The 26,453-nt window shown below is 52.3% G+C and carries 26 protein-coding genes and 1 other RNA gene; 18 read left to right on the top strand and 9 right to left on the bottom strand.

What is annotated here, in order from left to right; all coding sequences use genetic code 11:
* Positions 1 to 20 precede the first annotated feature (20 nt).
* Together hisD and ACJJJB_RS14205 are read left to right on the top strand one after the other, a co-directional pair.
* Entirely contained in the window at positions 21 to 1,328 is a 1,308-nt protein-coding gene (gene hisD, locus ACJJJB_RS14210; protein WP_445365070.1) for a histidinol dehydrogenase, read from the top strand.
* A gap of 47 nt (positions 1,329 to 1,375) precedes the next feature.
* Complete coding sequence (locus ACJJJB_RS14205) at positions 1,376 to 2,539, top strand: hypothetical protein (protein WP_020412593.1); 1,164 nt, start codon at positions 1,376 to 1,378, stop codon at positions 2,537 to 2,539.
* A gap of 47 nt (positions 2,540 to 2,586) precedes the next feature.
* On the opposite strand, the gene ACJJJB_RS14200 is transcribed toward ACJJJB_RS14205, so the two are convergent.
* Positions 2,587 to 3,015, bottom strand: coding sequence for a nuclear transport factor 2 family protein (locus tag ACJJJB_RS14200; RefSeq protein ID WP_282952645.1), 429 nt, complete (start codon positions 3,013 to 3,015; stop codon positions 2,587 to 2,589).
* Positions 3,016 to 3,033: 18 nt separating this feature from the next.
* A complete protein-coding gene (locus ACJJJB_RS14195; protein ID WP_020412595.1) occupies positions 3,034 to 4,176 on the bottom strand; it encodes a S1C family serine protease in 1,143 nt (380 codons plus the stop codon).
* Between the two features lie 791 nt (positions 4,177 to 4,967).
* On the opposite strand from ACJJJB_RS14195, the gene sat reads away from it, so the two are divergent.
* A complete protein-coding gene (sat, locus tag ACJJJB_RS14190) occupies positions 4,968 to 6,158 on the top strand; it encodes a sulfate adenylyltransferase (protein ID WP_020412596.1) in 1,191 nt (396 codons plus the stop codon).
* An 88-nt stretch (positions 6,159 to 6,246) separates the two neighbouring features.
* Here sat and ACJJJB_RS14185 read toward each other — a convergent pair whose 3' ends face one another.
* Positions 6,247 to 6,687 carry a Z-ring associated ZapG family protein gene (locus tag ACJJJB_RS14185; RefSeq protein WP_026305000.1) on the bottom strand — a complete coding sequence of 147 codons (441 nt, stop codon included), beginning with the start codon at positions 6,685 to 6,687 and terminating at the stop codon, positions 6,247 to 6,249.
* 344 nt (positions 6,688 to 7,031) lie between these two features.
* On the opposite strand from ACJJJB_RS14185, the gene zapE reads away from it, so the two are divergent.
* The 9 genes from zapE (at position 7,032) to ACJJJB_RS14140 (ending at position 15,427) form a co-directional block, all read left to right on the top strand.
* Positions 7,032 to 8,156 carry a cell division protein ZapE gene (zapE, locus tag ACJJJB_RS14180; RefSeq protein WP_026305001.1) on the top strand — a complete coding sequence of 375 codons (1,125 nt, stop codon included), beginning with the start codon at positions 7,032 to 7,034 and terminating at the stop codon, positions 8,154 to 8,156.
* Between the two features lie 117 nt (positions 8,157 to 8,273).
* Positions 8,274 to 8,702 carry a 50S ribosomal protein L13 gene (rplM, locus tag ACJJJB_RS14175; protein WP_020412599.1) on the top strand — a complete coding sequence of 143 codons (429 nt, stop codon included), beginning with the start codon at positions 8,274 to 8,276 and terminating at the stop codon, positions 8,700 to 8,702.
* A gap of 15 nt (positions 8,703 to 8,717) precedes the next feature.
* Positions 8,718 to 9,110 carry a 30S ribosomal protein S9 gene (rpsI, locus tag ACJJJB_RS14170; protein ID WP_020412600.1) on the top strand — a complete coding sequence of 131 codons (393 nt, stop codon included), beginning with the start codon at positions 8,718 to 8,720 and terminating at the stop codon, positions 9,108 to 9,110.
* Positions 9,111 to 9,412: 302 nt separating this feature from the next.
* Positions 9,413 to 10,012, top strand: a complete 600-nt coding sequence (gene petA / locus ACJJJB_RS14165; RefSeq protein ID WP_020412602.1) for a ubiquinol-cytochrome c reductase iron-sulfur subunit — start codon at positions 9,413 to 9,415, stop codon at positions 10,010 to 10,012.
* Positions 10,009 to 12,210 carry a ubiquinol-cytochrome c reductase gene (locus tag ACJJJB_RS14160; protein WP_020412603.1) on the top strand — a complete coding sequence of 734 codons (2,202 nt, stop codon included), beginning with the start codon at positions 10,009 to 10,011 and terminating at the stop codon, positions 12,208 to 12,210. Before petA ends, ACJJJB_RS14160 begins: the two co-directional genes overlap by 4 nt.
* Before the next feature lie 106 nt (positions 12,211 to 12,316).
* On the top strand, positions 12,317 to 12,943 hold the full coding sequence (locus ACJJJB_RS14155; protein WP_020412604.1) for a glutathione S-transferase N-terminal domain-containing protein: 627 nt from the start codon (positions 12,317 to 12,319) through the stop codon (positions 12,941 to 12,943).
* A 25-nt stretch (positions 12,944 to 12,968) separates the two neighbouring features.
* Positions 12,969 to 13,364, top strand: coding sequence for a ClpXP protease specificity-enhancing factor (locus ACJJJB_RS14150; protein ID WP_020412605.1), 396 nt, complete (start codon positions 12,969 to 12,971; stop codon positions 13,362 to 13,364).
* A gap of 151 nt (positions 13,365 to 13,515) precedes the next feature.
* Positions 13,516 to 14,700: a GGDEF domain-containing protein gene (locus tag ACJJJB_RS14145; RefSeq protein ID WP_445365069.1), complete on the top strand. Its 1,185-nt coding sequence runs from the start codon at positions 13,516 to 13,518 to the stop codon at positions 14,698 to 14,700.
* A gap of 106 nt (positions 14,701 to 14,806) precedes the next feature.
* A complete protein-coding gene (locus ACJJJB_RS14140) occupies positions 14,807 to 15,427 on the top strand; it encodes a Yip1 family protein (protein WP_020412607.1) in 621 nt (206 codons plus the stop codon).
* 53 nt (positions 15,428 to 15,480) lie between these two features.
* Here the strand turns inward: ACJJJB_RS14140 and ACJJJB_RS14135 are convergent, their stop codons facing one another.
* A complete protein-coding gene (locus ACJJJB_RS14135) occupies positions 15,481 to 17,379 on the bottom strand; it encodes a M48 family metallopeptidase (protein ID WP_445365068.1) in 1,899 nt (632 codons plus the stop codon).
* 3 nt (positions 17,380 to 17,382) lie between these two features.
* Positions 17,383 to 17,979: a LemA family protein gene (locus tag ACJJJB_RS14130; protein WP_353376029.1), complete on the bottom strand. Its 597-nt coding sequence runs from the start codon at positions 17,977 to 17,979 to the stop codon at positions 17,383 to 17,385.
* A 182-nt stretch (positions 17,980 to 18,161) separates the two neighbouring features.
* On the opposite strand from ACJJJB_RS14130, the gene ACJJJB_RS14125 reads away from it, so the two are divergent.
* Positions 18,162 to 19,352, top strand: a complete 1,191-nt coding sequence (locus ACJJJB_RS14125) for an acetyl-CoA C-acyltransferase (RefSeq protein WP_445365067.1) — start codon at positions 18,162 to 18,164, stop codon at positions 19,350 to 19,352.
* A gap of 94 nt (positions 19,353 to 19,446) precedes the next feature.
* On the opposite strand, the gene ACJJJB_RS14120 is transcribed toward ACJJJB_RS14125, so the two are convergent.
* From ACJJJB_RS14120 to ACJJJB_RS14105, 4 genes are all read right to left on the bottom strand, one after another.
* Complete coding sequence (locus ACJJJB_RS14120) at positions 19,447 to 20,037, bottom strand: BON domain-containing protein (RefSeq protein WP_282952649.1); 591 nt, start codon at positions 20,035 to 20,037, stop codon at positions 19,447 to 19,449.
* A gap of 3 nt (positions 20,038 to 20,040) precedes the next feature.
* The gene (locus ACJJJB_RS14115; RefSeq protein WP_020412612.1) at positions 20,041 to 20,631 is read right to left on the bottom strand and encodes an SIS domain-containing protein; all 591 of its coding nucleotides are present in this window, start codon (positions 20,629 to 20,631) and stop codon (positions 20,041 to 20,043) included.
* A 64-nt stretch (positions 20,632 to 20,695) separates the two neighbouring features.
* Positions 20,696 to 21,058 carry a YraN family protein gene (locus tag ACJJJB_RS14110; RefSeq protein ID WP_020412613.1) on the bottom strand — a complete coding sequence of 121 codons (363 nt, stop codon included), beginning with the start codon at positions 21,056 to 21,058 and terminating at the stop codon, positions 20,696 to 20,698.
* Positions 21,045 to 22,958, bottom strand: coding sequence for a penicillin-binding protein activator (locus tag ACJJJB_RS14105; RefSeq protein WP_445365066.1), 1,914 nt, complete (start codon positions 22,956 to 22,958; stop codon positions 21,045 to 21,047). Before ACJJJB_RS14105 ends, ACJJJB_RS14110 begins: the two co-directional genes overlap by 14 nt.
* Before the next feature lie 39 nt (positions 22,959 to 22,997).
* On the opposite strand from ACJJJB_RS14105, the gene rsmI reads away from it, so the two are divergent.
* The 5 genes from rsmI (at position 22,998) to ftsL (ending at position 26,396) form a co-directional block, all read left to right on the top strand.
* On the top strand, positions 22,998 to 23,840 hold the full coding sequence (gene rsmI / locus ACJJJB_RS14100) for a 16S rRNA (cytidine(1402)-2'-O)-methyltransferase (RefSeq protein ID WP_020412615.1): 843 nt from the start codon (positions 22,998 to 23,000) through the stop codon (positions 23,838 to 23,840).
* Between the two features lie 70 nt (positions 23,841 to 23,910).
* An RNA gene (gene rnpB / locus ACJJJB_RS14095) (RNase P RNA component class A) lies at positions 23,911 to 24,264 on the top strand.
* A gap of 462 nt (positions 24,265 to 24,726) precedes the next feature.
* Positions 24,727 to 25,170, top strand: a complete 444-nt coding sequence (gene mraZ, locus ACJJJB_RS14090) for a division/cell wall cluster transcriptional repressor MraZ (protein WP_282953554.1) — start codon at positions 24,727 to 24,729, stop codon at positions 25,168 to 25,170.
* A gap of 12 nt (positions 25,171 to 25,182) precedes the next feature.
* Positions 25,183 to 26,115, top strand: a complete 933-nt coding sequence (gene rsmH / locus ACJJJB_RS14085) for a 16S rRNA (cytosine(1402)-N(4))-methyltransferase RsmH (RefSeq protein WP_020412617.1) — start codon at positions 25,183 to 25,185, stop codon at positions 26,113 to 26,115.
* A 5-nt stretch (positions 26,116 to 26,120) separates the two neighbouring features.
* The gene (ftsL, locus tag ACJJJB_RS14080) at positions 26,121 to 26,396 is read left to right on the top strand and encodes a cell division protein FtsL (RefSeq protein WP_020412618.1); all 276 of its coding nucleotides are present in this window, start codon (positions 26,121 to 26,123) and stop codon (positions 26,394 to 26,396) included.
* Positions 26,397 to 26,453: the final 57 nt, after the last annotated feature.

The raw sequence follows: 26,453 nt of genomic DNA, 5'->3' as shown, positions 1-26,453 counted from the left end.
GTGAAAAAGTCTAGGAAATCATGACTAAGAAGAGTATTCGCCGGCTGAATGCCACCGCTGATAATTTTGATACAGAGTTGAAGCAGCTTCTGTCCTGGGAGACGGTGGCTAGTCAGAGCGTTGAGGCGACTGTTGCGGAGATACTCCAGCAAGTACGCAATTGTGGTGATGCTGCCGTCATCGAATATACCAATCGTTTTGACAGTCGCGAGTTAGCCTTGGCGGAAGAGTTTGCACTTGACTCATCCGATTTATTTGCAGCACTTGAGCGTATTGGTGCTGATGAGCGTGAAGCTCTGGAGACTGCCGCACAGCGAGTGCGTGAATATCACAAGCATCAGCGGCAGGAATCCTGGCGTTATACCGAGGCTGATGGGACTGTACTTGGCCAACAAATTATGCCGATGGAGAGGGTTGGTATCTACGTACCCGGTGGTAAGGCCAGCTATCCGTCGTCCGTATTAATGAATGCGATTCCGGCGAAGGTTGCGGGCGTCGATTCCGTCATCATGGCAGTGCCCGCTCCTGAGGGGGTACTTAACGATCTGGTTCTGGCAGCTGCGGCAATCGCAGGTGTTGACAGGGTGTATACCATTGGTGGGGCTCAGGCTGTAGCTGCTCTTGCTTATGGCACTGAGACAATTCCTGCTGTGGATAAGATAGTGGGTCCCGGCAATGTTTTCGTTGCCGCTGCTAAACGCGCGGTGTTTGGTCATGTAGCCATTGATATGATTGCGGGCCCTTCGGAGATATTGGTGATTTGTGATGGTGCTACCGATCCCGATTGGATCGCTATGGACCTTCTATCTCAGGCTGAGCATGATGAGCAGGCCCAGTCGATTTTGTTGTGCCCGAATGCGGCATTCCTGGACGCAGTGGAGGCCTCCCTGCAGCGCCAGTTAACCGACCTGCCAAGAGCAGAAATTGCGGCTAAGTCCCTCGCTGATCGTGGGGCTTTGATACTGGTTGACTCTGTGAAGCAAGCATTGGAAATTTCCAATCGCATAGCTCCTGAACATCTTGAGGTTTCTGTAGCAGATCCAGAGTCCCTTCTCCCACAAATTCGCAATGCCGGTGCAATTTTCCTGGGGCGCTATACTGCTGAAGCTTTGGGAGATTATTGTGCGGGTCCTAATCATGTGCTGCCAACCAGTGGAACTGCACGTTTTTCGTCGCCACTGGGTGTGTATGATTTCCAAAAGCGCAGCTCTGTTATTTATTGCTCTCCTGAGGGCGCCGATAAACTCGGCCGTGTTGCCGCTACTCTTGCTCGTGGGGAAGGCCTTGAGGCCCATGCGCGCTCGGCCATCTATCGGGTAAAGCGTTAAGTTGCCAGCTTGCCCTCTTGTGCAAATAGTTTGTCGGAAGGCATAAGATGAAAAAAACACTTCTGTGCTTTGTCGCATTACTGGTTGTCGCCTGTGCGACAACCAATGACTTCGTAGTTGCCGATTATATGCAGGACCCACAGAGTCTGCCGCCTGTCACTTTGTTTGCCAAAATACCAGAGCCAGACTTTGAGCGGCGTTGTGATGAGTTTGCCAATGGATCTCTTCTTAAGCACTGCCAGTTCGATGTGATTGATTATCAGGAGTTGCACAGGGAGCTCGAGAGTTCGGGCATTTTTGATTTGGTCCTGCTGGGTGAAGATGAAGTTCCGTACCAACTGCTCATTACTTCAGCTGGATATTTGGAGGAGGGAGCAGAGGATATCGGTGGGGCCGTAATCGCAGGTGCAACGATGATGCTGGCTCCCTTGAGTACGAGCCGTGATATACATATTGATGCAACACTCACCTGGCACGGCCTGCCATTAAGGCGCTATCAGTTTGAAATTCCATTTACATCAAGAATAAGTCTACTCACCCCAGCCGGAAAGGCCGATCGGGATCTTGCAAAGGCAGTTGCATCAGAGTTGATATCTCGCTTGCAGCAAGATCAGGTCATGGCCCCAGAGTTACTTTTCCAAACGATAGAGGCCAGTGACTATCACCAAACTCTCAATTTACCGGAGTCAGTAGGAGAGTATGTAAGCAATCCTTTAGTTCTGGCTAATCATCCCCTTTATGGTGCGCAAACTCGTTATGTGCACCGTCAGTTTCACTTTGACTCTGTGGATGTTTTCGTTTATCCAATACCTAACTGGAATTGGGAAGACCCAAAGTCAGCGCAAATTCGAGAGGTCGAAAGGATTCGGCGGGAATTGGCTCTAGTTGAAAGGGAGGCGCGTTGGCAATCCCTGGATCTCGGTGAAGAGGTTTCTGAGATCTGGAGTGTTCATGGAGAGGCGACTCCGGTAACACGTCTTTCCGGTCATTTCCTTGCAGCAGATGGGGAGCGTTTTGACACACACACTTACCTGTTTGTGCGCAAGGATAAATTTATCAAGGTTCGTGCTTCTTTTGCCGGAGTGGGGAGGAATAGGGCGGAGGTGGAGGCATTTGCTCGTGGGTTAATTGCGAATGCAGGTGTTCCTAGTGAATCCAAGTTTATGGCAAAAGTTCGTGCGAATTGGCGTGATAAGCAAGTGGTTAATTAACCTGAATTGAAAGAGGCGGTTTTCTTTTTGACCGCCTCATATGGCATTTAGCTCTCAGTCGGGATCTTAGTGGCTTGCCAGGCGATCACTTGCCACTCGCCATTTCGTTTCACAAAAGTGCCTGTGTTGAAGAAGTGGCTGGTTTCCTTGCTAGAGGTATCATTGGCCACCAGCTTAAAAGCAATGACGGCAGTGTCACCCAGTAAGCGGATATCTACATCCTCTGCAGCGTAGCTTGTTGTTACAGGTTCAGTTGAGCTGCTTTCCATCCCCTGTATTATTTGGCTCTTACCAAAGCGTTTGCCCGATGAGCTTGTGTAGATCAGGTCCTCGGCCCAAAAACGTTTATGGACTTCTGTACTATTAGCGGCACCAGCAATAAAGTTGTCTAGGAGTTTCTGTAAATCTTTGCGGTCATCGGCCTGAGTCTGCCCAGCAACTAGGGCTAGAAAAATAAACAGAATGGCTGCACGCATATTTGCACCTTCCAATGGTTACTCAGTTGTCGTAGTGGTTTCTGGTTTCACAGAAACTGTTGCTTCCACTGTGTGGGAGGCACCTTCGCGGGTAAAAGTGATCGAGATGGTATCTCCGGGGCGGAGTGTAGCCATAGTTGCCTCACCTTGCTTACCATCGCCAATTGGCAGGCCATCAATATGGGTAATCACATCCCCTGGCTTGAGGCCTGCACTATGAGCCGGGCTCTCGTTGTAAATTGCGGTGATCATGACTCCGCCTGAGGAAGAGAGTTTGAACTCGCGAGCCATCTGTGGGCTGATGGCACTGGCTTCGATACCGAGCCACCCCGGCACCACACGACCATAAGCGATAATATCCTGCATAACTTTGAAGGCGATATTAGCGGGAATTGCAAAGCTAATGCCACCGGAGTAGCCGGACTGATTGAGGATAGAGGTGTTAATCCCGAGCAGGCGACCGCGGGAGTCTACCAGTGCTCCACCGGAGTTGCCGGGATTGACAGCGGCATCCGTCTGCAGGAAGTTTTGCAGATGGCTGCCGGTTCCTGAGTTCTCCAAGTGACGCCCTTTGGCACTAATAATCCCCTGGGTGACCGTCTGCCCGACCCCGAAAGGGTTGCCTATGGCCAGAACGACATCGCCCACTTGGGCTGACTCTGGCTCACCAACAGAGATAGAAGTGAGTCCGTCGAGTTCAATTTTCAAAACTGCTAGGTCAAAGTCAGCATCGCTACCGACCATGCGGGCCTGGGCTTCGCGGCCGTCGGCTAATAAAATGACTATGGCGTCTGCCTGATCCACTACGTGGTGATTGGTAAGGATGTAACCGTTGTCGCTAACGATAACTCCTGATCCTAAGTTTGATTGCATCCTTTCCCGTTGGGGAACGTTCATATTGTCGAACAAACGGCGAAAAAGGGGGTCATTAAATAGTGGGTGCTGTCGCTGGGGCAGGGCCATACGGGTGTAAATGTTAACCACAGCAGGTCCTGCAACATTGACTGCATGGGCATAGGATACGGGGCCCTGCCAATCTCCGCCTTTGGGGGTTGGAGCAGTGCCACGCAATTGCGGGAATATAACTAACAGCAAGGCCGCCATGGCCAGGCCTACCAGAATGGGTAAAGCCCAGTCTTGTAAAAAGCGATTTTGGGACACTCTCGACTCCTCTTTGCGCTGATTATACACACGTCTTGGAATGGAATCGCCGGGAGGGGCATTTTGCTGTCTTTGGCCGAGGAGAGACAAAGGAGATTTATGATTGTTTATGTCAGTAGATATGGGCCTTTACTCATGGTTTTAAGGTTGATATGCGAAGTGTTGGGGTGGAGATGGCAATATAAGGTCCATACACAGCTGGCCTAAGGAAACAGCTCTTTTATTGGCTGTTGCCTCTTATCTGTAGGTTTATCTGCTGTTCTATCGTTTATGGCCCAATCTGTTCGTGGGTTATTATATGTTTCCGTGCCTATCTCAAAAATCAAATTTGTAATGTAAAATTTTGCTTTCAAAGCAAAGGCTTTATGCCCAGTTAATTGCCGTATACAGAGCTTCTCAAGGCTACTTTCAGATCGTGCTCTCGTGTATCTAGAAGCAGCCTAAAAGGCCGCTGCTATATTTTGTTGGCCCAACTCACGTGGTGCCTCCTTGATAGGAAACTACAAGTTAAGTTGGCTTTGTGAATGGAAGCCCCCCTCCTAAATGCTCCTTTAAGTCCTTTGCCATCACTGTTCAATTTTGATGTTTGTCGCTTTTGGATAGCACTTTCCCCTTGCGCCTTCCCATGGGGGAGGTTAACCAGATTTTGGAGGGTAATTATTAGAGTGGACTGGCAGGGTCTATAATCCCGTCTCCTGTGATGGGCTGGCATTGGTCGCATCCTGCAAGTGCGTATAATGGCCCGTCGAAAATTTAAGACTAACCGGCAATATTTGTATTTGGAGACCAGCATGTCCCTAGTTCGCCCCCATGGCAGTATTGAGCTGCAGCCGCGCTTTGTGTACGACAGTGAAAGGCATCACCAACTGATGCATGAAGCGGAGTCGCTGCCCTCGATTGTGGTCAGCTCTGCCGCGGCGGCCAATGCAGTGATGTTGGGGGCTGGTTACTTTAATCCGCTGCACGGCTATATGAATCTGGCCGATGCGCTGAGTGTGGCTGAGACCTTGCGCACTGTTGATGGTCTCTTTTGGCCGGTTCCTGTCTTGAATGTGGTAGAGGACTGCGGTGCTATAGAAGGTGCTTCCCGGATTGCATTACGTGACCCCAATGTTGAGGGCAACCCAGTGCTGGCGGTAATGGATGTAGAAGCCATTGAGACCATTACTGATGAACAAATGAATAGCATGGCTGAGCAGGTATTTGGCACGCTCGATGAAAAACATCCTGGCGTTGCGACCTTTAAGTCAGCTGGGAGGAAGTTAATTTCCGGCCCAATCGAAGTGCTCAATTTCAGCTATTTCCAGAATGATTTCCCGGATACTTTCCGCACGGCTGTGGAAATTCGCAATGAATTTACCGAGCGGGGCTGGAATAAGGTGGTTGCCTTTCAAACACGCAACCCGATGCATCGAGCCCATGAAGAATTATGCAAAATGGCGCTGGAGGCTGTGGAAGCCGATGGTGTGCTGATTCATATGTTGCTGGGCCAGCTAAAGCCAGGGGACATTCCAGCGCCGGTTCGGGATGCATCAATTCGTAAGATGGTGGAAGTTTACTTCCCGGCAAATACTGTAATGGTTACAGGCTATGGCTTCGATATGTTGTATGCGGGCCCTCGCGAAGCTGTACTGCATGCCGTTTTCCGCCAAAACTGTGGCTGCAGCCACTTGATCGTTGGGCGCGACCACGCGGGTGTCGGTGACTACTATGGTGCTTTTGATGCCCAGACTATTTTTGATGGAAGGGTACCCGAGGGTGCATTGGAGATTGAAATCTTTCGTGCTGACCATACCGCCTATTCAAAAAAGCTGAATAAGGTCGTGATGATGCGTGATGTGCCGGATCACTCTAAAGAGGACTTCATTCTATTATCTGGTACCAAGGTGCGTGAGATGTTGGGTAATGGTATCGCTCCGCCCCCAGAGTTCTCTCGCCCAGAGGTGGCGCAAATTCTCATGGATTACTATCAGAGTTTGTAAAGTTTCCAATTAAAAAGGCGGGTTATCCCGCCTTTTTAATTGGGTTATCAACTGAAAGCTCTGCCGAAGTAACAGTTGATGGCTAAGTCTAACTTCCTGCGTGTGCCTCTTTTTCCAGGCCGTAATCCTCCGCAAGGGTACCTTTGGCTCCGGGCTCCTTGGGAGCCCAGTCTCTAGGGGGCTCCATATCCTGAAGTTGTTTGTCATCCTCCTTCAGCTTGCCGCTCCCGGCTTCGAGCATTTGTCGACCGATATCCTGGCTGGAAAGGCGCAGAGCGCTGTTGGATAAATACTCGTGAATTTCCTTGTAGCTTTCGGTTAAGTTGTGAACGAGCTGGGATGTCTGGTCAAAGTGCTCGTTTACCTGGAGCTGGAAGTCCTCCATTTTATTATTGGCTTCCCGCAGGCGTAGCTCGAGTTCCTGAGTGCGGTCGACGCTGCTGCGTCCGCGGACTGCGAGGAATGCCAGCAGGGCGCCCAAGGTCATGCCCAGGACGCCGACTAGAATTAATACCGATGTAGAGTGCACTTACTACCTCCTCAACTTGCTTTTATATGGCATTGGCGATCCGTGATGGATGCCGGCGCGGTAGTGGCACTGCCCCACGCCTCGGGTAGTCCCCCTCAAGTGACTATCAACCCCATGTTAGCGGACCCAGTATACGCGATTATTAACCCGACAATTAATACTGTTGGTAAATTGCGACACGCAGGTTAGCCTGCAGTTCCGAATTGCCGCTGGCTCCTGGCGAATTGCACTGGGTTGAGTGGGTGGGCCTAGGGCTGATGGCGGCTTCTCTGCTATCTAGGCGGCGCTATAGTGAATTTGATAGAGTGCGCGCCAGTAATACAGTTGTTGAAGAATCTTCCTTTATGCCTCCTGCCAACCCGTCATTTTGTTCCCCGATAGCGCGTTATGAGAATGATCTGCAGCGCCCGGATTTTATTGAGGACCCCTCGCAGCGAGCGGCGGTGCAGGAGTTGCAGGATTTGCATCGGCGTCTGGTCGAGAGGGCTGAGCGGGGCATTATTGGGAATCTGTTTGCCCGCCTTCGCAGGGCGGATGTCGGTCCGGAGCGAGGGCTTTACTTTTGGGGTGGGGTGGGACGCGGTAAGACCTATTTGATGGATGCATTTTATGAGTCCTTGCCTTTCCCCAGGAAGCAGCGGACTCACTTCCACCGTTTTATGCGCCAAGTACATGGGGGCTTAAAGCAGTATGCTGGGGAGAAAAACCCACTGGAGAAGGTGGCCGATAAGATCGCGAACCGGGCCCAGGTCCTGTGTTTTGATGAGTTTTTTGTGTCCGATATTGCCGATGCCATGATCCTTGCAGGTTTATTGGAGGCCTTATTTCGTCGCGGGGTGGCCCTTGTGGCTACCTCTAATATCGAGCCAGAGGGGCTCTATAAAGATGGTTTGCAAAGGGCGCGCTTTTTGCCGGCGATTGCGCTCCTTCAACGTCATACCAAAGTGGTTAATGTTGATGGAGGTACCGACTATCGCTTGCGTACCCTTGAATTACTGGAGCTTTATCATGCGCCTTTGGATGACGCTGCGATCGCAAATCTATCGCACAGCTTTACACAGTTGAGCGTGGATGGCTGTGAGGTTCGAAGCGATGTGGATTTACAGGTGGAGGGGAGGCCTATTCGTGCACTTAAAGTAGCTGATGATGTGGCCTGGTTTGATTTTGCTGACCTCTGTGATGGGCCTCGTTCACAAAATGACTACATCGAACTGGCGCGGGAGTTTCAGACTGTGCTGCTCGCTGCGGTGCCCAGATTTGATGAAAGGATGGATGCCCAGGCGCGACGTTTCATCAATCTGGTTGATGAATTCTATGACCGTTGCGTCAAATTGGTGATCTCGGCGGAGGTATCGGCCGATCAACTTTATGGTGGGCGACAACTGCGATTTGAGTTTGAGCGCACTGTTAGTCGCCTACTGGAAATGCAGTCCCGCGAGTACCTGGAGCGGGCGCATCGCCCCGACTAATGACGCCTCGTGACACGTCGAAATATCGCTTGAAAAGCGAGCACTCCTTTTGTACTATCCGCGCTCTTTTGTGGGACGGCCCCTAATTCAGGGGGTCATATTACAGGTGTTTATAACATGAAGACATACAGTGCCAAGCCGGAAGCGGTAAAACGCGACTGGTACATTGTTGACGCTGCGGACAAGACCCTCGGCCGTATTTCTGCCGAGATCGCCCACCGCCTGCGCGGCAAGCACAAGCCTGAATATACGCCCCACGTGGACACTGGCGATTACATTATCGTAATTAATGCAGAAAAGGTTCGCGTGACCGGCAATAAGGCCAAAGACAAGATCTACCACAGCCACTCTGGCTACCCCGGTGGTCTCAAGTCCATCAGTTTTGAGAAGCTGATCGAGAAAGCGCCCGAGCGCACCATTCAGAGCGCCGTAAAAGGCATGCTGCCGAAGGGTCCTCTGGGTCGCGCCATGTTCAAGAAGCTGAAAGTATACAGCGGTAGTGAACATCCTCACACGGCTCAACAGCCGACTGAACTGGCGATCTAAACGGGAATAAATCTGATGGCAACTACTCAATACTACGGTACCGGCCGCCGCAAGACCTCTACTGCTCGTGTATTTATCGTGCCTGGTGAGGGCAAGATCACTGTAAACGGTCGTACCCTGGACGAATACTTCGGTCGTCAGGTGGCTCGCATGATCGTGCGTCAGCCGCTGGAAAGAGCCGATATGGTTGAAAAATTCGATGTTACTGTAACTGTAAAAGGTGGCGGTTCTTTTGGTCAGGCGGGTGCTATCCGTCACGGCCTGACTCGCGCCCTGATGCAGTACGATGAAGCGCTGCGTCAACCGCTGCGCGCCGCAGGTTATGTTACCCGCGACGCTCGTGAGGTTGAGCGTAAGAAAGTCGGTCTGCGCAAAGCGCGTAAGAAGCCGCAATTCTCCAAGCGTTAAGCTTTCTTTTGGGCCCGGCATCTGCCGGGCTTTTTTATCTCCGGCATTTGGTGTGTTGAGCAGTGCTTGTGATGCTTTGCTCGATTTCTCGCTGTTTCGCTGCGTAATTCCCGACGTTCCTATGTCTTTGCCTTGTATCAAAATGGCATTTTCTTTAACATTGCGCGGATTTGTATCCGCTTGATTTGTGGGGTTTATTCGCGCGGGCAATCTGCCGGAGCGGGACTTCTTTCAAGACTTTTTGGGTTTGGGCCAGCGCATCTCCGGTGTATCCGGGATCGCTGTGATGGGAGAACTACGTCATGAGTGATGACGGTGTAAATGTAGGACGGCGCCGTTTCTTAACCGCTGCCACCTCAGTTGTTGGTGGTGCGGGAGCGGTTGGGGTTGCCGTTCCCTTCGTCGCTTCCTGGAATCCGAGTGCCAAGGCAAAAGCTGCTGGTGCTCCGGTTAAATACAACATTAGCAAACTTGAACCGGGCCAGATGGTTACTGTTGAGTGGCGCGGCAAGCCGGTCTACGTAGTACGCCGCACCGATGAAGTGTTGCAAAATCTAGAGAAAGTGGAGCCGCAGTTGCGCGATCCCAACTCTGAGGAATCTATCCAGCCAGATTATGTAAATCCGGAAAATCGTTCTATCAAACCAAAGTTGTTGGTTCTGGTTGGCCTGTGTACACACTTGGGTTGTGCACCTATGTACCGCCCGGAAGTGGGCGCCGCCGATTTGGGTGGTGATGAGTGGATGGGCGGCTTTTTCTGCCCCTGCCATGGTTCCAAATACGATATGGCCGGCCGTGTTTACAGCGGTGTTCCTGCACCTACCAACCTGGAAGTTCCGCCTTATTCCTATGAGAGCGATGAGGTAATCGTGATTGGTGTAGACCAGGAGGGCACTGCATGAAATGGCTAGCAGATTTCGGTGACTGGGTAGATCAGCGTCTGCCGATCTACCAGGCCTGGGATAAGCATATGGGCAAGTACTATGCGCCCAAAAACTTTAATCTTTGGTACTTCTTCGGCGTATTCTCACTGCTTGTACTGGTTAACCAGCTTCTGACCGGTATATGGTTGGTGATGAGTTTTAATCCTTCGGCTGAAGGTGCCTTCGCCTCTGTTGAATACATCATGCGCGATGTGGAATGGGGCTGGCTGATTCGATACCTTCATTCGACGGGTGCATCTGCTTTCTTTGTGGTTGTGTATCTGCATATGTTCCGCGGATTGATGTATGGCTCTTATAAGCCGCCCCGCGAGCTGGTGTGGATCTTTGGTATGTGTATCTACCTGGTGCTGATGGCTGAAGCCTTTATGGGCTATGTATTGCCCTGGGGTCAGATGTCTTACTGGGGTGCCCAGGTAATTGTATCCCTGTTCGGTGCAATACCCGGTATTGGCGATAGCCTGGTTGAGTGGATTCGCGGTGATTATCTGATTTCAGGCATTACGCTGACTCGCTTCTTTTCCCTGCATGTTATTGCACTGCCGTTGGTTCTTGTGTTGCTGGTAGTCCTGCATATCCTGGCGTTGCATGAAGTGGGTTCTAACAACCCTGATGGTATCGAGATTAAGAAAAATAAGGACGAGAACGGTATCCCCAAAGACGGCGTACCTTTCCACCCTTACTATTCTGTACATGACCTGGTGGGTATTGCGGTATTCCTGTTTATCTTCGCCACTGTTGTGTTTTTCTTCCCTGAGATGGGCGGTTTCTTCCTGGAGTACGCTAACTTCGAGGAAGCAAATCCACTGAAGACCCCTCCCCATATTGCACCTGTTTGGTACTTCACGCCGTTCTACGCGATCTTGCGTGCGGTAACTATGGATATTGGTCCTCTTACAGCCAAGTTCCTTGGTTTGGTGGCTATGGGTGCGGCCATTGCGGTGCTGTTTGTACTGCCTTGGCTCGATAAGAGCCCCGTACGTTCCATCCGTTACAAAGGTTGGCTGCCAAAAGGTTTGCTCCTTTTGTTCGCAGCGGTATTTATTATCCTGGGTTACCTGGGGGTTAAATCTCCGACCCCAGAGCGTAACTTCCTGTCTCAGGTGGCGACCTTGTTCTATTTTGCGTTCTTCCTGACCATGCCGGTCTGGACGAATCCAAAGGAGCGCAAGGGAGTGGGTTCCTGGGTTGTAAGCATCGGCTTCGGTGTACTGTTCCTGTGGATGGCAGTGGCTAACTTCTCGGTAAATACCTTTATGGGAGTAGTGACTGTTTTGTTGGCAGCTTTCTTCGCCTTGCTGCCCTGGATTACTAGCCGCGATGAGGTATACCCAGAGCCTGAGCGTGTAACCAGCCCATCTGGAGCAAAAACATTCGGTATTCTGTTTATCGGTATTGTGGTTGTTGGCCTGCTGACCTTTATCCCAATCAAAGCGGTAGGCGCTGAGTCCAGTGTTGAGCTGGACCCTATTAGTATCGACCTTCAGGACAAGCCGTCTTTGCAGCGTGGAGCCAAGTACTTCGTCAACTATTGCATGGGGTGTCACAGTGCCAACTATTCCCGCTGGGAGCGTGTTGCTACAGATCTGGATATCCCCAAAGAGCTGATGATGGAGAACCTGATCTTGGGTAACGACAAGATCGGTAACCTGATGCAGATCTCCATGCGCCCGGATGACTCCAAAGTATGGTTCGGCGCCACGCCGCCGGACCTGACGCTGGTTGCCCGCTCCCGCTCACCGGAATGGCTCTACACTTATCTCCGCAGTTTCTACAAGGATGACAGTCGTGCTACCGGTGTGAATAATCTGGTATTCCCCAGTGTCGCCATGCCGCATGTATTGATGGAGCTGCAGGGCTTGCCGGAATGTGCCCCTGGTCCTAAGCGCGACCATGGTAAGATCGTGCGCGATGAGCTGGGTAACCCGATCATGGACGCCGACTGTGGCAGCCTCAAGGTTGGTAGTGTGAAGGGTTCCATGAATCCGGAAGAGTTTGATCAGGCTATGTATGACCTGGTCAACTTTATGGAGTACATTGCAGAGCCAATGGCAGAAGATCGCAAGCGCATTGGTTTCTATGTGCTGGCGTTTATTTTTATATTCTTTATCTTTGCCTGGCTGCTGAACCGCGAGTACTGGAAAGACATACACCACTAAGATTTGCAGGTTTCTTTTTGATGGGTGGTGGAGATACTCTGCCGCCCTTTTATATTTTGAATAAAGGCCGGTGTTTGTCGGCCAACAAGTTTGAGGTAGTTTGAACATGGGTGTGCCTACCAACAAGCGCTCCTCTATGACCTTCTTCTCTGATGGTCGCAGTCACTATAGCCATCGGGTGCGTATCGTACTGGCAGAGAAAGGGGTGTCCGTAGAAATCATAGATGTGGACTCGGATGATAAGCCCGCCGAGCTCGCTGACCTCAACCCCTACAATTCGCTGCCGACTCTGGTTGATCGCGATCTGGTGCTCTTCGAAACCAAGGTTATGATGGAGTATCTTGACGAGCGTTTCCCACACCCGCCGCTGCTGCCCGTTTACCCGGTTGCGCGCGCTCAAAGTCGCCAGATTATGCATCGCATTGAGCGCGACTGGTGTCCGCTGGTGGATAAAATTCTGGCAGGAGGCAAAGATGCTGCATCCGCCCGTAAGGAGCTGCGTGATAGCTTGGTTGGCATTGCGCCGATGTTTACTGAGCTGCCGTACTTCTTCAATGAAGAATTTTCCCTGGTGGATTGCTGTATGGCTCCACTGCTCTGGCGTCTCGAGCAGTTCGAAATCAGCTTGCCCAAGACTAAGCAAGTGAAGCCGCTGCTGGATTATATGGATCGCCTGTTTGCCCGTGAAGCGTTCCAGCAGAGCCTTACCGAGTACGAACGGGAAATGCGTTGAGGGTAGTTAGGTGAGTAAGCCGGTCATGACCTCCAATCGCCCATATATTTTGCGGGCATTTTACGAGTGGATTACCGATAACCGGTGCACTCCCTATATTCTTGTCGATACGCACCTTTCCGGGGTGCTGGTGCCACAACAGCATGTTAATGATGATGGGCAGATAGTGCTAAACATCTCTGAAAGTGCTGTTGCGAGGCTGACCATGGATAACTATGCGATCAGGTTTAATGCGCGTTTTGGTGGGGTTCCCACTGATATCCAGGTTCCGGTTGGCGCGGTAGTTGGAATTTATGCTCGTGAGAATGGCCAGGGTATGGTGTTTGAGGCAGAAGAAACCCCAGAACCGCCCGAACCTACCCCGCCCACCAGCTTGGGCAAAAAGTCGGTGAAGAAGCCCGCATTGCGCGTTGTGAAATAAGCTCGGCTTTAAAAAATTTCTAGGGGCAGTTTTGCCCCTTTTTTATTTTTTCTTTTTGTTTTCGTCGGTCTTCTCTTTTGTGCGCCTAGTCTAAGAAATTACTGTTATCAGGTGCGTATAATTCTCTGTTATTTCTTGCTCCCAATTTACCATGCCGTCGTATTTGCAGTGGCTGCGTTTTAGCTGGTTGCCCGGACTGCTCCTGATTTTGCCACTTGCCCAACATTTACCCTGGCTCGATCTGGCGTCCCTGAACAATGTCCAGCTGCCTTTTCTGTTATTGGTAACAGCGCTGCTGCTCAGTTTATTTTATCGCTCAAGCCGAGTTGGTCTGGCCGCATTACTATTAATGTTTTTCTATGGGACGATCAGTCTCGAAATACTGTTGAAGCAGGATTTTTCCCTCTATCTGGGGTTGATCGCCCTCAACTTGATGTTATTTAGCTGCAGCCGCGACCGTGGCATATGGAGTAATTTTGGGGTCGCTTGGCTGTTGATCCTGGGTGCACAGGGGATAGCCCTATTCTGGTTGCAGAAATATTATGGGCCGTTAGCTCAGATGTTTTCTTTGCAGCATCTGCCTGCTTGGCTATTGGCTCTTGACCGGTTTTCCCCACCTTTACCACTCTTGGCCTGTATGGCGGCCTCACTTGGCGCATTGGCACTGCTGGCTCTTTACCCCGGGCCCACGGCTGTGGGGTTATTCAGCTGCATCTTGCTTACGTTGTATGGAGTCTGGAGTGGGATGCCTCTGGTTCCTTTAATGTCAGTAGCTGGTTTCCTACTTATCTTTTCGCTGCTGGGTAGCAGCTATGAGCTGGCTTTCCGCGATGAGTTGACCGGAGTCCGGTCTCGGAGGGCTTTCAGGTATCGGATGCTCACTCCCGGCCGGCATTATTCTATTGCCATGATTGATATCGATTACTTTAAGAAATTGAATGATCGCTTTGGTCATCAGGTCGGTGATCAGGTACTGCGAATGGTTGCTACCCAGATTGCTCGAAATACGTCAGGGGAATTATTTCGCTATGGGGGGGAGGAGTTTGTGCTAATTATTTCTGGTCGTGACCTTTCAGCCGCAGAAAGACAGCTGGAGCTTATTCGGGAGAAAATAGCGGCCTATCCCATGCGCTTGCGCTCTGGAGGACGTATTTCCGGTCCTAAATTGTGGCGTTCTGAACGCCGTTCAGATCAACAGATTAAGGTAACCGTTAGTATTGGCCTCGCTCAGAGGGGTAAGGAGTTCAGAGGGCCTGATACTGTCCTTAAGGCCGCTGACCAGGCCCTTTACAAGGCAAAGCGGGGCGGCCGGAATCGCGTCTCTGTTCGCGCTTGATATAAATCAACCTGATTTAAAAGTGGCGCCTAATTTCTTATTCGCATTGGTTAATTCCGCGCCGTCCCCCGATACTGCAATGCAGGGTATTGAAGGGAGTTTCAGCGTGCGATTACTCAGTCACACAATCGGCATTCTTACTAATCCTGAAAAAGAGTGGAAAGCCATCCGAGCGGATAGACATTCTTTTTTCCAGGTTTTCGTGACCCATGTTCCATTTCTGGCTCTGATCCCTACAGTTGCCGGCTACTTTGGTGTCACACGGGTGGGATTTGAGGTAGGGGGGCATCTGGCCAAGTTGACTCCGGAGAGTGCAGCAGTTTTGTCTATAGTGACCTACTTTGCGTTACTGGTCGGAGTCTATTGCCTTGGGGAATTTATTAACTGGATGGCGAGGTCCTATGGTGTCGAGGGTGATGAACCTACACGCCATTATGAAGGCACCGCGCTTGCGGTCTTTATCACTACGCCAATTTTCCTCGCTAGTATTGTGGTTCTTTTCCCCCACCCTTGGCTTACTATGGCCGCCGTGGGCATTGCGGGGATGTACTCAATCTATCTGGTATTTGCCGGTATCCCAATTTTGATGAAGATGAACAAAGAGCGGGCATTTCTTTATGCCTGTGCGGTGCTCACTGTGGCGCTTGTCATGATGGTTACTGTCTTAATTACTTCGGTAATTTTGTGGAGCGTAGGAATAGGCCCTGTCTATCAGCATCACGTTTAATAAATAAGTGGAAACAAGCCGGCAATGCCGGCCTGTTGGTTAGTCGACCCGATTTATGGCTGCGCTGGTAGCAGAGGTGGCATTGGGCAGTCCAAGCTATCTGCTACGGCCCGGAGCAATTCGATTTCCTCTGCCTTGATCACCCCGTTATGGCTTAGGGTTAGTACCATTGCCTTTAACAATGCCGGTTTATCCAGAGCTTTCATCTGTCCTGCAATGGCGATGGCCTTGTCGAGCCGCGGTAAATTTATATCCTTGTGACTTGGCAGTGGTGTGACCTCTATACCCAAAGCCTTGAGGCCTTGCTCATAAGCCCTTTTGGCAGGTAGATACTCACTATTGCCCGAATGGGCGATAGCGGCGAGAAGGAAACAGTTGGCATCTTTGCTGGCTCCCTTTTTATTGGAAAGCCGCTGTCGGTCAGGAGAGCCCTCCAGTGCGTGCATCAGTACCCGATATAGGGCCCACTCCCAAATCTCAATTTTCCCATCGCTGTGCAGCAGTTTGATCAGGTTTCTCTTGAATACTTGATACTGCTGAGGGACCAGTGCTCTCAGTGCGGGAACACAAAGATCCAACAGGGCCAAGCGTGCACTATTGGGCAGGCTTTCCAGCTGTGTCTCCAGTTGTCGCATTTCCCGCACCACTGCTGGATGGGCAATTTTATTGAGTAGTTCGCGTTGTACTTGCCGCTCTGCCCCGTCCTTGTGTAACAGCAGGTGATAAATCAGCGCGCGTGCGGCGAAGGGGTCATGAGCTGCCTGCTGAAGTCCAGAGGGAATAGATTGAAGCAGCTGGCGTCCGTATTGCACCTGTTGTTCGCTCGGGTTGGCAATGCTGTTATCTACAGCATCCAGCGCTGCCTGGAAGGGTGCGGATTTTGCGAAAGTGGATACTTGCGCGGACTCAACAAATGCAGGGGGCTGTGATTGTGAGGCGTTATTAGTATTGTCGGGGTAAAGGCCATTCCAGCTGGGGTCGAGTCGGGTGATACGATCTGACAGAGGCGGATGTGTGGCGAAGAGGTTAAATAGCGAACGCTTCATGCTATTGGTAAAAAACATATGGCTGTATTCCGCTGCCCTGCCGCTGGTCAGAGTCGATTTTGAGCCGTAACTGCCAATCTTTTTTAGTGCGCTAGCGATACCTGTATTGTTCCGGGTAAATTGTACTGCAGAGGCATCTGCAAGGAACTCCCGTTGGCGACTAACTGCAGACTTAACCAGGTTGCCGAAGAAGGTTCCTGTATAGCCCACAACCATTAATGCTGCGCCGAGCCCAAACAGAGCCGCACGCCCTCGGTTTTCTCGATTGCCAGGGTAAATTCCGCGAACCAGCCAATGGCCGAGAAGGCCAATAATCAGGATACCGTTCAGCATTCCTACGATACGGATATTCAAACGCATATCGCCATTTAAGATATGGCTGAACTCATGTGCCACTACACCTTGCAGTTCCTCTCGATTAAGGTTTTCAACGCAGCCTCGAGTGAGGCCGATCACTGCATCGGTGGGTTTGGAGCCCGCGGCGAATGCATTGATCGCATCATCCTCAATCAGGTAGACATCCGGCACAGGGGTACCTGAGGCGATTGCCATTTCCTCTACAACATTCAGTGCGCGTTGTTCGTTGGAATTCTGTGGAGCAATATTGAGCTTGCGTCCGCCGAGGGATTCGGCCACTGCGCTGCCGCCGGCGTTGAGTTGGTGCAGTTTATATAGGCTGCCGAGGGCGACAATGGCAGCAATCGTCAGGGCGATGGATATCACAGTTTGCCAGCCCAGTAATTGCTCGATAGTACTGAATGAAAAAGGCTGGCCGCGAGAGAGCGCTATCGCTGCGGCAGCGACTAAAGTGGTCAGGGAGATCAGCAAAACTACGGCTAGAGCGAAAAGCCCTACAAGCAGGAGGCTGTTTCGTCTGGCGCGATCCTGGTACTCAAAAAAATTCATCGCTTAAAACTCGATACGAGGTGCTACCTGAGCGGCATCTGAGTCGGCAAATTCCAGCAGTTGGGCATTGGCGCGATGCCCGAAAAAACCAGCCAGCAATACTGGCGGAAAGCTTTGTTTGTATATGTTGTAATTTGTGACCGAGTCGTTAAATGCCTGCCGTGCAAAGGCAACTTTATTCTCAGTACTGCTCAGCTCCTCGTTGAGTTGCATCATGTTCTGGTTGGCTTTCAGGTCCGGGTATGCCTCCATTACTGCAGTAAAGCGTCCCAGGGCGCCATTCAGGGTGCTCTCTGCACGGCCAAGTTTGCCGATGGCAGTGGCACTTGACGGGTTTGAGGCTGCTGCCTTGAGATCGCTGATGGCGGTATTGCGCGCAACAGTTACGGCTTCGAGGGTTTCCCGCTCGTGTTTCAGGTAACCTCGAGCAGTTTCCACCAGGTTGGGGATCAGGTCGTGGCGCCGTTTCAGTTGTACCTCTATCTGTGCAAAGGCGTTCTCATTGCGATTTTTTAGGGAAACCAGTCTGTTATAAATCCCTACTCCATAAAACAAAAGTGCAGCAATAACCACCAGCACGATAATGCTCGATAACTCCATAAGTCCTCTCGCCACTTTTTCTTATGATTGGCGCCGATAGTAACACGCTCCATCTGCCGGGCGACGCTAGTAGTGAAACTGGCTCTGGCGGAGCAGGGTAGTGCTTCGGCTATAATGCGGCGACTATAAAACACAATTGCCGCCACAGCAGAGAGGGCGGTGTAGAACTGGGAGCAGACAGAATGAGTGATGTAACTTCAGACCCCGTAGTGATCGTCGGAATGGCGAGGACCCCGATGGGTGCCATGCAGGGTGGCTTATCCTCCTTGAGTGCCCCACAGTTGGGCGCAGCGGCAATTCGTGCGGCTCTGGAAGATGCAGGGGTAGCCCCCGCAGATATCGATGAAGTCCTGATGGGTTGTGTGCTTCCAGCAGGTGTGGGACAGGCGCCTGCGCGCCAAGCTTCGCTGGCAGCAGGTATTCCAGACAGCACGCCCTGTACTACCGTCAATAAGGTGTGTGGTTCTGGTATGAAGACTGTGATGATGGCCCGGGATGCGCTGTTGTTGGGGGAGGGCAAGGTCATTGTTGCCGGTGGTATGGAAAGTATGAGCAACGCCCCCTACCTTTTGCCTAAAGCCCGTTCCGGCATGCGCCTGGGGCACGGTGAGGTTAAGGACTCCATGTTTCTCGATGGCCTTGAGAATGCCGAAGACGGCAAATTGATGGGTGCTTTTGCTGAGGGTACTGCGGATAAGTATGGGTTCTCTCGTGAAGAGCAGGATGCGTTTGCCCTGGAGTCCCTGGCTCGTGCCCAGGCAGCAATTGAAAGTGGTGATTTTGCCCGTGAAGTTACCCCGGTAACCATTGCTTCCCGGCGTGGAGAGGTAGTCGTCAGTGTAGATGAGGCTCCAGGCAGTGCTCGTCCAGACAAAATCCCGCAGTTGAAACCGGCTTTCCGCAAGGATGGCACTGTCACTGCAGCCAACTCCAGTTCTATTTCCGATGGCGCTGCGGCATTGGTACTGATGCGAAAAAGTGAGGCTGATAAGCGCGGACTCAAAATATTAGCGGTTATCAAAGGGCAAGCTCAGTTTGCCCGTGAGCCCGAGTGGTTCACTATTGCCCCAGTGGGTGCCATGCATAAGTTGCTGGAAAACACCGGTTGGTCTGCTGCCGATGTTGACCTGTTTGAGATTAATGAGGCTTTCGCCGTGGTAACCATGGCAGCCATGCGTGAGCTGGAACTCCCCTGGAATAAGGTTAATGTGAACGGTGGCGCTTGTGCCCTAGGCCATCCATTGGGTGCCAGCGGTGCTCGAATCTTGACCACCCTGTTGGCCGCTATGGAGAAGCGCGATGTTAAGAAGGGCATTGCTAGCCTTTGCATCGGTGGTGGTGAGGCCACGGCGATAGCTATTGAGCGCCTGTAACTTTGGCTTAAAGCTTCACCAATAAAAAACGGAGGCTTAGCCTCCGTTTTTTATTCGGATATCAAATTGTTAAATGGGGTACAACATCACTGTATCAATTGATGTACTCCACGGCTTTTACGACCTTTTGTACTCCACCAATTGAACGGGTTACGCCCGCAGCGCGTTCTGCTTCCGCCGGGGTCAGAAGCCCCATCAAGTAAACCACCCCATTTTCTGTTACCACTTTGATGCGAGCCCCATCAATTTCCTTATCTGCAAGCAAATTGGTTTTCACTTTAGTTGTCAGCCAGGCATCACTGGTGGAGGCGAGAAAGGTGACTTTGCCGCGTACCTGTGTCTCGTTGTACACCTGTCGTACGTTCTGAACCTGCTCAGCAGTGCGGCCGGCAAGCATGCGAAGTTCCTGGTTGGGTACCTGGCCTGTGAGCAAAACCACCCCATTGAAGGAGGTTACGTCAACATTTGCTGCTTTCAGGTCGGGGTGGGCTTTGTTGATATTCACTGTGACAATGGTTTCGATTCTCTCATCATCGATATAAGTTCCCAGCGAGCGTTTCCCTGGGTCTTGCTGGATGGGGCCATCGTGAGTGGCCTCCATAACTGTGCTGCAGCCGCCAAGCAGAGAGGCTATGGCGAGCGCGGCCAGAAGGCATTTTCCAACAGAAGATAGTTTTGTTTTCATGGTTCAGTCCTCATAGCCACCGAACAGGCTGCTGTCGATCAAGTCGCACAGGCAAAAAATAGTCAGAAGGTGTACTTGGTGTACCTCTGCTGCGACATCGGAAGGCACGCGCAGTTCAATATCGTGGTTATCCAAGAGGGCAGCGCAATCGCCACCATCTCCACCGGTGAGGGCCAGGATTCCCATGTCGCGGTCTCGGGCGGCGCGCATAGCTTGTACCAAGTTGGAGTCCCCGCCATCGCTACTAATTATTATCAGCAGGTCGCCGGGTTGGCCAAGAGCGCGTACTGGATGGGCGAAAGTATCCGCACTGCCATGATTTTGTGCGACGGTGCCCATGGAGACACCGTCACTATTGAGTGCCATTGCTGGCAGGCCGGGGCGCTCGCGTTGGAAGCCGCCAGTTAATTGCGAGCTGAAACTCTGCGCCAGGGCGCCACTGACACCATTGCCGCAAAGAAGTATTTTGCTCTCTGCTAGCAGTGTGTGCACCACCATCTCACTGGCCTCCGCAATCAGGGGCGCCAGTATCTCACCGGCGTTCATGGTGGCTTCCAGACTGTGGTGAAAAAGGGTTACGACTCGCTGTTCCATTGTGTCCTTAATTCAGGCGAACCGCAGTTCGCCGTAACTTGGCAAGGTAAATCTCGGTTTTGCCTTAGGCTTCGAAGGCGTTCTTAATCCACTGAATGTTTTGCGCATCGCCGTCTATGGCAAGGACATCGAAGCGGCAGGGACAGTCCAGTTTGTGCTGTTGTAAATAGCTGTGCGCGGTGGCTAGCAGCTTTTGCTGCTTGCGAATATCCACGCTGGCTCCGGCACCGCCAAAGCGACTGCTACGGCGGAAGCGCACCTCCACAAACACGACAGTATCGCCTTCACGGGCGATAAGGTCTATCTCTCCGTGACGACAGCGGTAATTGCGTTCAGTCACCGAGAGCCCCGCGCGTTGTAAGTGAAGCGCTGCGGCACCCTCCATGCGTGCGCCGACAGTACTGGCTGGACGCTTAAAGAGCTTCACTGTTTCCTGTCAGCTGGCCGTTGTCTTGAGGTATCGACAGCGGCTCTACAGTTGTTATTGGCACAGGCACCCCCTTCTCGATTCGTGCCCACATCTGTTCTCGCACAATGCGGCCATCAGCACTCAGACTGAGTGCCCCAGTGAGACCATGTACTTTCTGTTGCGGAAACTGGCGCAACATGGGAAGGCGTGGGTAGAGGCGGAATGCATCGGCGCCCAGAGCGTATAAACGGGCAAATGCTGGTGCCGGAGCGGCTTGTTGCTCTATGTCTTGCTTGGTCTGGTTATTCTCAAATAACCAGGGCAGGGCGGTAAAGCGTACGCCGTTAATATCGCGGTCACGATTTGGATTGACACTACCACCAAAAACATGGGAGGTGGCATAAACCGGTAGGTCGCCGGCGTAGTAGTAGGTCAGCATAGGATTGAGTTGGCGGGCCTGTTGGGGCAGGGCTGCTACAAACACCATATCGACATCATCGCGGCGCCGTGGGGTGAACTCCAATGGCGCGGCCAAACGGCCCTGCAGTTCCTTTTTGCGCGCTTTGCTGGCTGGGATTAGTAAAGCATCGCTAACGAGGTTGGCAAACTTGCTGTTATTGGAGAATGTCTTGCCAATACTGACTGAGCCGCCGAGATTTTGCCATTCCTCCCGGAATGCTTCGGCCCCCCGTTGACCCCAGCTGCTATTGGTGGTGAGTACCATTGCCTGGCGGTGGCCCTGACGGTAGGCATGTTGGGCGATCTGACGGGCTTCGTCCTCAACAGCGAGGCCAAACTGCACTAGGTCATTGGTGAGTCGTCCCTGGTCACCATAGTTTAGCGCCAAGGTGGGTACTGGCAGCTTCTCTGTCGCCAGTAGGTTGGAGACTTTGCTCTTGTTCAGGGGGCCAATAATGAACTGAGCGCCTGCATCCACGGCATTCTGGTAGATTTCCTCGAAGGGCTGCTCTGTGCCGGTATCGTATACCATGACCCTGGGAGTGGCTCCTCCGGCGTTCAGGGCTGTGTAGTGTGCTGCCATAAAGCCATCGCGGATCGCGCGACCGGCACTGCCAAGTGAGCCGGATAAAGGCAGTAGCAGGGCGATGCTATCGGCGCGTTGAGCCGCTAGCCGTTCGAGCAGCTGTAATGCTTGTGGTGGATGTGTGTTGGCGCTATGCGCTGGCCAGCGCTCACGCCAGCGGCTAAGGGCGGTAAGTTGTGAGCTGATATCAGTCTGAGTATCTCGACCCAGTAGCGCCAGCTGATACCAGCCGCGCATTTGGGTGTCGCTGCTTTTATTGGCGCGATTCTTTAACTCACTGGAAGGTAGCTGGGTAAGTAGTTGCCATAAGCCATTGTTGTTCTCAACGATCGCGCCATCAGACTTCACAAGGTAAGAAATCTCACGTCGCTCACTAATGGCGCTGTCGAGATTACCAAGGAGGCCCCAAAGGTCTGCGCGCAAGTTGCGTAAGGGTAGCGCAGTCGACCGTGGCAATTGCGCCCAAGCACCCTCAAGGCGTGGAGATGTAGCTAAGTCCAGGGCTTCGAAGAAGTCATCGCCATCGGCAAGTAAACTGCCATACACCTGTGCATAGCTGGCATAGAGGGTGTTATCCAGCTGTTCGGGAATAATTTTCACAACAGCTTCTTTGGCTGACTCTTTCTCTCCCAGCTCGTATAGAATGGCGGCCGCCCGAAGGCGCTGCTGGTCCCGCGCGGGAGCCGGCAAGGTCTCGGCGCTACGCAGTAGGCGAACGGCATCGCTGCGGCTGGCTTTGTGGCTGGCCGGGTAGGTGGGCTGGTAAGCCCCCGGTCGGGAGGCTGGAGTTTGGCAGGCGGTTAAAGCCAGTGCCAGTGCTGCCGCAGCCATGCTGGTGATCACAGTAGACGTGCGCCGGGAAGAGGCGGACATATTCTTCTCCCGCAATATTTATATTTGGAGTGAACAACTATGGGGCCGGATCAGGCGATGCTTTATATTGTCGCTACGCCTATTGGTAATTTGGCCGATATGGTACCGCGAGCTGTTGAAGTTCTACAATGTGCCGACCTGGTTGCGGCGGAGGACACACGTCACAGTCAGAGACTCTTTTCCCATTTCGATATTGAAACGCCCTTGATGGCGTATCACGACCACTCTGATGACAAGCGCACTGGCCAGATTTTGCAGCGGCTTGAGCAGGGGCAGACGGTGGCGCTGATTTCTGATGCGGGTACCCCTCTTATTTCAGATCCAGGTTATCGTTTGGTGCGAGAGGCGCGTGAGCGGGGAATCCGTGTAGTGCCGATACCTGGGCCCTGCGCCTTTGTAGCTGCTTTGAGTGCTGCAGGCTTGCCTAGTGATCGCTTCAGTTTTGAGGGGTTTCTGCCGGCCAAGGCCGGAGCCCGTGAGCGGGCTTTGCAAGAGTTAGCTGGTGCTACCCGCACGCTGGTTTTTTACGAGGCGCCACATCGAGTTGCGGATACCCTTGAAGCAATGGCAAAAGTGTTTGGTGCTGGGCGTGAAGCAGTAATTGCTCGTGAGCTTAGCAAGGCATTCGAGACTTTCCGCCTTATGCCGCTCGGTGAGCTGGTCAGCTGGGTGCGCTCGGATGCTAATCAGCGGCGTGGCGAAATTGTCCTGCTGGTACGCGGAGCCGAGCGTCGCCTAGTCAATGAGCTGGATGCGGAGGCGCAGAGAGTGATGTCGCTACTCCTTGCGGAGTTGCCGCCCAAGAAGGCTGCGGCTATCGCTGGGGAAATTACCGGCGTTAACAAGAAAGAGCTTTACAATTGGAGCTTGCAGCAGAAATAAGGCGCGGGCTTTTCTTTGTAATTAAGCTTTGCCTGTTGCAATCCCGCTGTCGCCTCATTACTCTTCGCCGCGAGCTGGCCGGGCAATCGCTGTCACCTTGTGTGATGGAGGAAAGTCCGGGCTCCATAGGGTGGAACGCCAGGTAACGCCTGGGGGGTGTGAGCCTACGGAAAGTGCAGCAGAGAGTAGACCGCCGATGGCTTCTTCGGAAGCACAGGTAAGGGTGAAAGGGTGCGGTAAGAGCGCACCGCGCGGCTGGTAACAGTCCGCGGCATGGTAAACCCCGTTCGGAGCAAGACCAAATAGGCCCTCTATAGGTGTGACCCGCACTGAGGGCGGGTAGGTCGCTTGAGGTGTCTGGTGACAGGCATCCCAGATGAATGATTGTCCTCGACAGAACCCGGCTTATAGGCCAGCTCATCCATTCCCGAAGCCCGGCAAGTGCCGGGTTTTCTCTTTTCTATAAATCCGGAACCCTGTTTTTGACGCTTAATTCATGTGGCGAGGCTGCAGTGCGACTATGTGGCGTGTGTCACACGACTTGAATTGTTAGTTTAAAATAATCGATCATTTTGTGAGTGAGTACTCGCACTAATTTGTTGATATGTGAAGATGATATTGGCGCCACTCGCCAAATCTATTCTGTAAGCCGCGAGTTTACTGGGGTTTATGGGGACTTTGGGGTCGATTTCCTTGACTTTGCGATACCCAGTTTTATAGTGTCAAAGGTGGGAAAAAGTGGAAAATCGTGGAACTTTGTGGTTTATTCGCAGCCAGTAAGTGGGTGTTTACATTGCGCGAATAAAGTTTGGGTTTTCCCGCTAGCAACCTGCAAAGGTGCAGTTCGCTGCGATAGGCGTAATTGATAGCGAGTGAAAATCTCAAAGTGTATTTGGGTAGCCATGCAATCAATATGGATGCCAAGGGGCGTCTGGCGATACCAGCGCGGGTCCGCGACCGGCTGCTGGATGACTGCGCCGGTTGTTTGGTGATTACTGCGCATACAGAGGAGCGTTGCTTGCTGGTTTACCCTGCGCCCCAGTGGCAGCAGATTTTACCAAAGATAGAGTCCCTACCCAGTTTTAATAAAGTGGCGCGCCGCGCCCAGCGTCTTTTAATTGGCTATGCCTGCGAATTGCAGGTGGATGGTAATGGCCGGGTATTGATCCCACCTACCTTGCGTGAATACGCCGGGCTGGAAAAGAAGCTGATGCTGGTAGGGCAGGGAAAAAAATTAGAACTTTGGAGCGAGGAACGCTGGATGTCCTGGCTCGATGACAGTGAAGATGAGGAGGGAATGCCAGAGGAAATGGCATCCCTCTCTTTATAAGGAGTACACGGGGTGTCTCAAGAATTGCATCGCAGTGTGTTACTGCGCGAGGCCGTGGACGCCCTGATTACTGATCCAGACGGCTTTTATATCGATGGGACTTTTGGCCGTGGTGGCCACAGTGCCGCAATCTTGAAACAGCTAGGTCCCAAGGGACGTTTGTTGGCCGTTGATAAGGATCCACAGGCGATTGAATACGCCCATCAGCGCTTTCAGTCTGATTCACGTTTTTCGATCTGGCACGGCTCTTTTGCCGATATGGACAGTGCGGCGGCTGAGCAGTCGGGGCGGGTCAACGGCATTTTATTGGATTTGGGCGTCTCATCCCCGCAGCTGGATCAAGCTGAACGCGGTTTTAGTTTTATGCAGGATGGGCCACTGGATATGCGCATGGATACCAGTCGTGGTCTCAGCGCAGCCCAATGGGTGAATACCGAAGATGAGGCTGAAATGGCCAGGGTCTTCAAAGAGTATGGGGAGGAGCGTTTCGCTCGCCGTATGGCTGCCGCTATCGTGCGCCGCCGGGTGGAAAAGCTCTTTGAGCGAACTTTAGATTTAGCGGAAGTAGTCAAAGCGGCCAATCCCGCCTGGGAGAAAGGCAAGCATCCCGCCACCCGGGTTTTTCAGGCAATTCGTATCCATGTTAATGGCGAGTTGGATGATTTGCAGAGCGCGTTGGATAAATCCCTGCAGCTGCTGGCTCCGGGAGGGCGGTTGGTCATTATCAGCTTCCATTCGCTGGAGGATCGCATGGTCAAGCGCTTTATTCGCGAGAAGGAGCGTGGCCCGCAACTGCCCCGGGGGCTGCCGGTAATGGATAGTCAGATCGCCAGGTCTCTGCGCTCTCTGGGTAAGGCAGTGAAAGCCAATGAAGTTGAGGTGGATGAGAATCTGCGCTCGCGCAGTGCGGTAATGCGGGTTGCGGAAAAGCTGTCAGGGAACTGATAGCAATGCGGGGCAAACTTTTGATCGGGCTCGGGTGTTTGTGGTTGGCCGCGATGGCTTCAGCCCTGTCTGTAGTTTATTCAACCCAGCGCAGCAGAGAACTGACCGCTGAATTGGGTAGAGCACAAAAAGCTCAGGATGAATTGCGCTATGAGCAGGAGCGTTTGCTGTTGGAGCGAGGAGCCTGGTCTGCCTACAGCCGCGTGGAAAAGGTAGCTCGCGAAGAATTAAAAATGCATGTGCCAGCTCCATCTGATCAGGTGCTGGTAACGGTGGATTGATATTAAGAACTACAAGCCTTAATAGATTAGGCCCCGTGGTTTGTATGTCTTTGTGCT

Source organism: Microbulbifer variabilis (assembly GCF_052468405.1).
The sequence above is the reverse complement of the archived record's forward strand: the minus strand, read 5'-3'. Positions and strand labels throughout refer to the sequence as shown.

Excerpts from the sequence above, each read along its gene's own strand:
- ACJJJB_RS14115 (WP_020412612.1), bottom strand. The coding sequence starts at position 20,631 with ATGGAACAGCGAGTCGTAACCCTTTTTCACCACAGTCTGGAAGCCACC.
- ACJJJB_RS14125 (WP_445365067.1), top strand. The coding sequence starts at position 18,162 with ATGAGTGATGTAACTTCAGACCCCGTAGTGATCGTCGGAATGGCGAGG.
- rsmI (WP_020412615.1), top strand. The coding sequence starts at position 22,998 with ATGGGGCCGGATCAGGCGATGCTTTATATTGTCGCTACGCCTATTGGT.
- ACJJJB_RS14150 (WP_020412605.1), top strand. The coding sequence starts at position 12,969 with ATGACCTCCAATCGCCCATATATTTTGCGGGCATTTTACGAGTGGATT.
- ftsL (WP_020412618.1), top strand. The coding sequence starts at position 26,121 with ATGCGGGGCAAACTTTTGATCGGGCTCGGGTGTTTGTGGTTGGCCGCG.
- rpsI (WP_020412600.1), top strand. The coding sequence starts at position 8,718 with ATGGCAACTACTCAATACTACGGTACCGGCCGCCGCAAGACCTCTACT.
- sat (WP_020412596.1), top strand. The coding sequence starts at position 4,968 with ATGTCCCTAGTTCGCCCCCATGGCAGTATTGAGCTGCAGCCGCGCTTT.
- ACJJJB_RS14200 (WP_282952645.1), bottom strand. The coding sequence starts at position 3,015 with ATGCGTGCAGCCATTCTGTTTATTTTTCTAGCCCTAGTTGCTGGGCAG.
- ACJJJB_RS14135 (WP_445365068.1), bottom strand. The coding sequence starts at position 17,379 with ATGAATTTTTTTGAGTACCAGGATCGCGCCAGACGAAACAGCCTCCTG.
- ACJJJB_RS14130 (WP_353376029.1), bottom strand. The coding sequence starts at position 17,979 with ATGGAGTTATCGAGCATTATCGTGCTGGTGGTTATTGCTGCACTTTTG.
- petA (WP_020412602.1), top strand. The coding sequence starts at position 9,413 with ATGAGTGATGACGGTGTAAATGTAGGACGGCGCCGTTTCTTAACCGCT.
- ACJJJB_RS14105 (WP_445365066.1), bottom strand. The coding sequence starts at position 22,958 with ATGTCCGCCTCTTCCCGGCGCACGTCTACTGTGATCACCAGCATGGCT.
- ACJJJB_RS14155 (WP_020412604.1), top strand. The coding sequence starts at position 12,317 with ATGGGTGTGCCTACCAACAAGCGCTCCTCTATGACCTTCTTCTCTGAT.
- ACJJJB_RS14145 (WP_445365069.1), top strand. The coding sequence starts at position 13,516 with ATGCCGTCGTATTTGCAGTGGCTGCGTTTTAGCTGGTTGCCCGGACTG.
- ACJJJB_RS14205 (WP_020412593.1), top strand. The coding sequence starts at position 1,376 with ATGAAAAAAACACTTCTGTGCTTTGTCGCATTACTGGTTGTCGCCTGT.
- hisD (WP_445365070.1), top strand. The coding sequence starts at position 21 with ATGACTAAGAAGAGTATTCGCCGGCTGAATGCCACCGCTGATAATTTT.
- ACJJJB_RS14160 (WP_020412603.1), top strand. The coding sequence starts at position 10,009 with ATGAAATGGCTAGCAGATTTCGGTGACTGGGTAGATCAGCGTCTGCCG.
- ACJJJB_RS14120 (WP_282952649.1), bottom strand. The coding sequence starts at position 20,037 with ATGAAAACAAAACTATCTTCTGTTGGAAAATGCCTTCTGGCCGCGCTC.
- zapE (WP_026305001.1), top strand. The coding sequence starts at position 7,032 with ATGCCTCCTGCCAACCCGTCATTTTGTTCCCCGATAGCGCGTTATGAG.
- rplM (WP_020412599.1), top strand. The coding sequence starts at position 8,274 with ATGAAGACATACAGTGCCAAGCCGGAAGCGGTAAAACGCGACTGGTAC.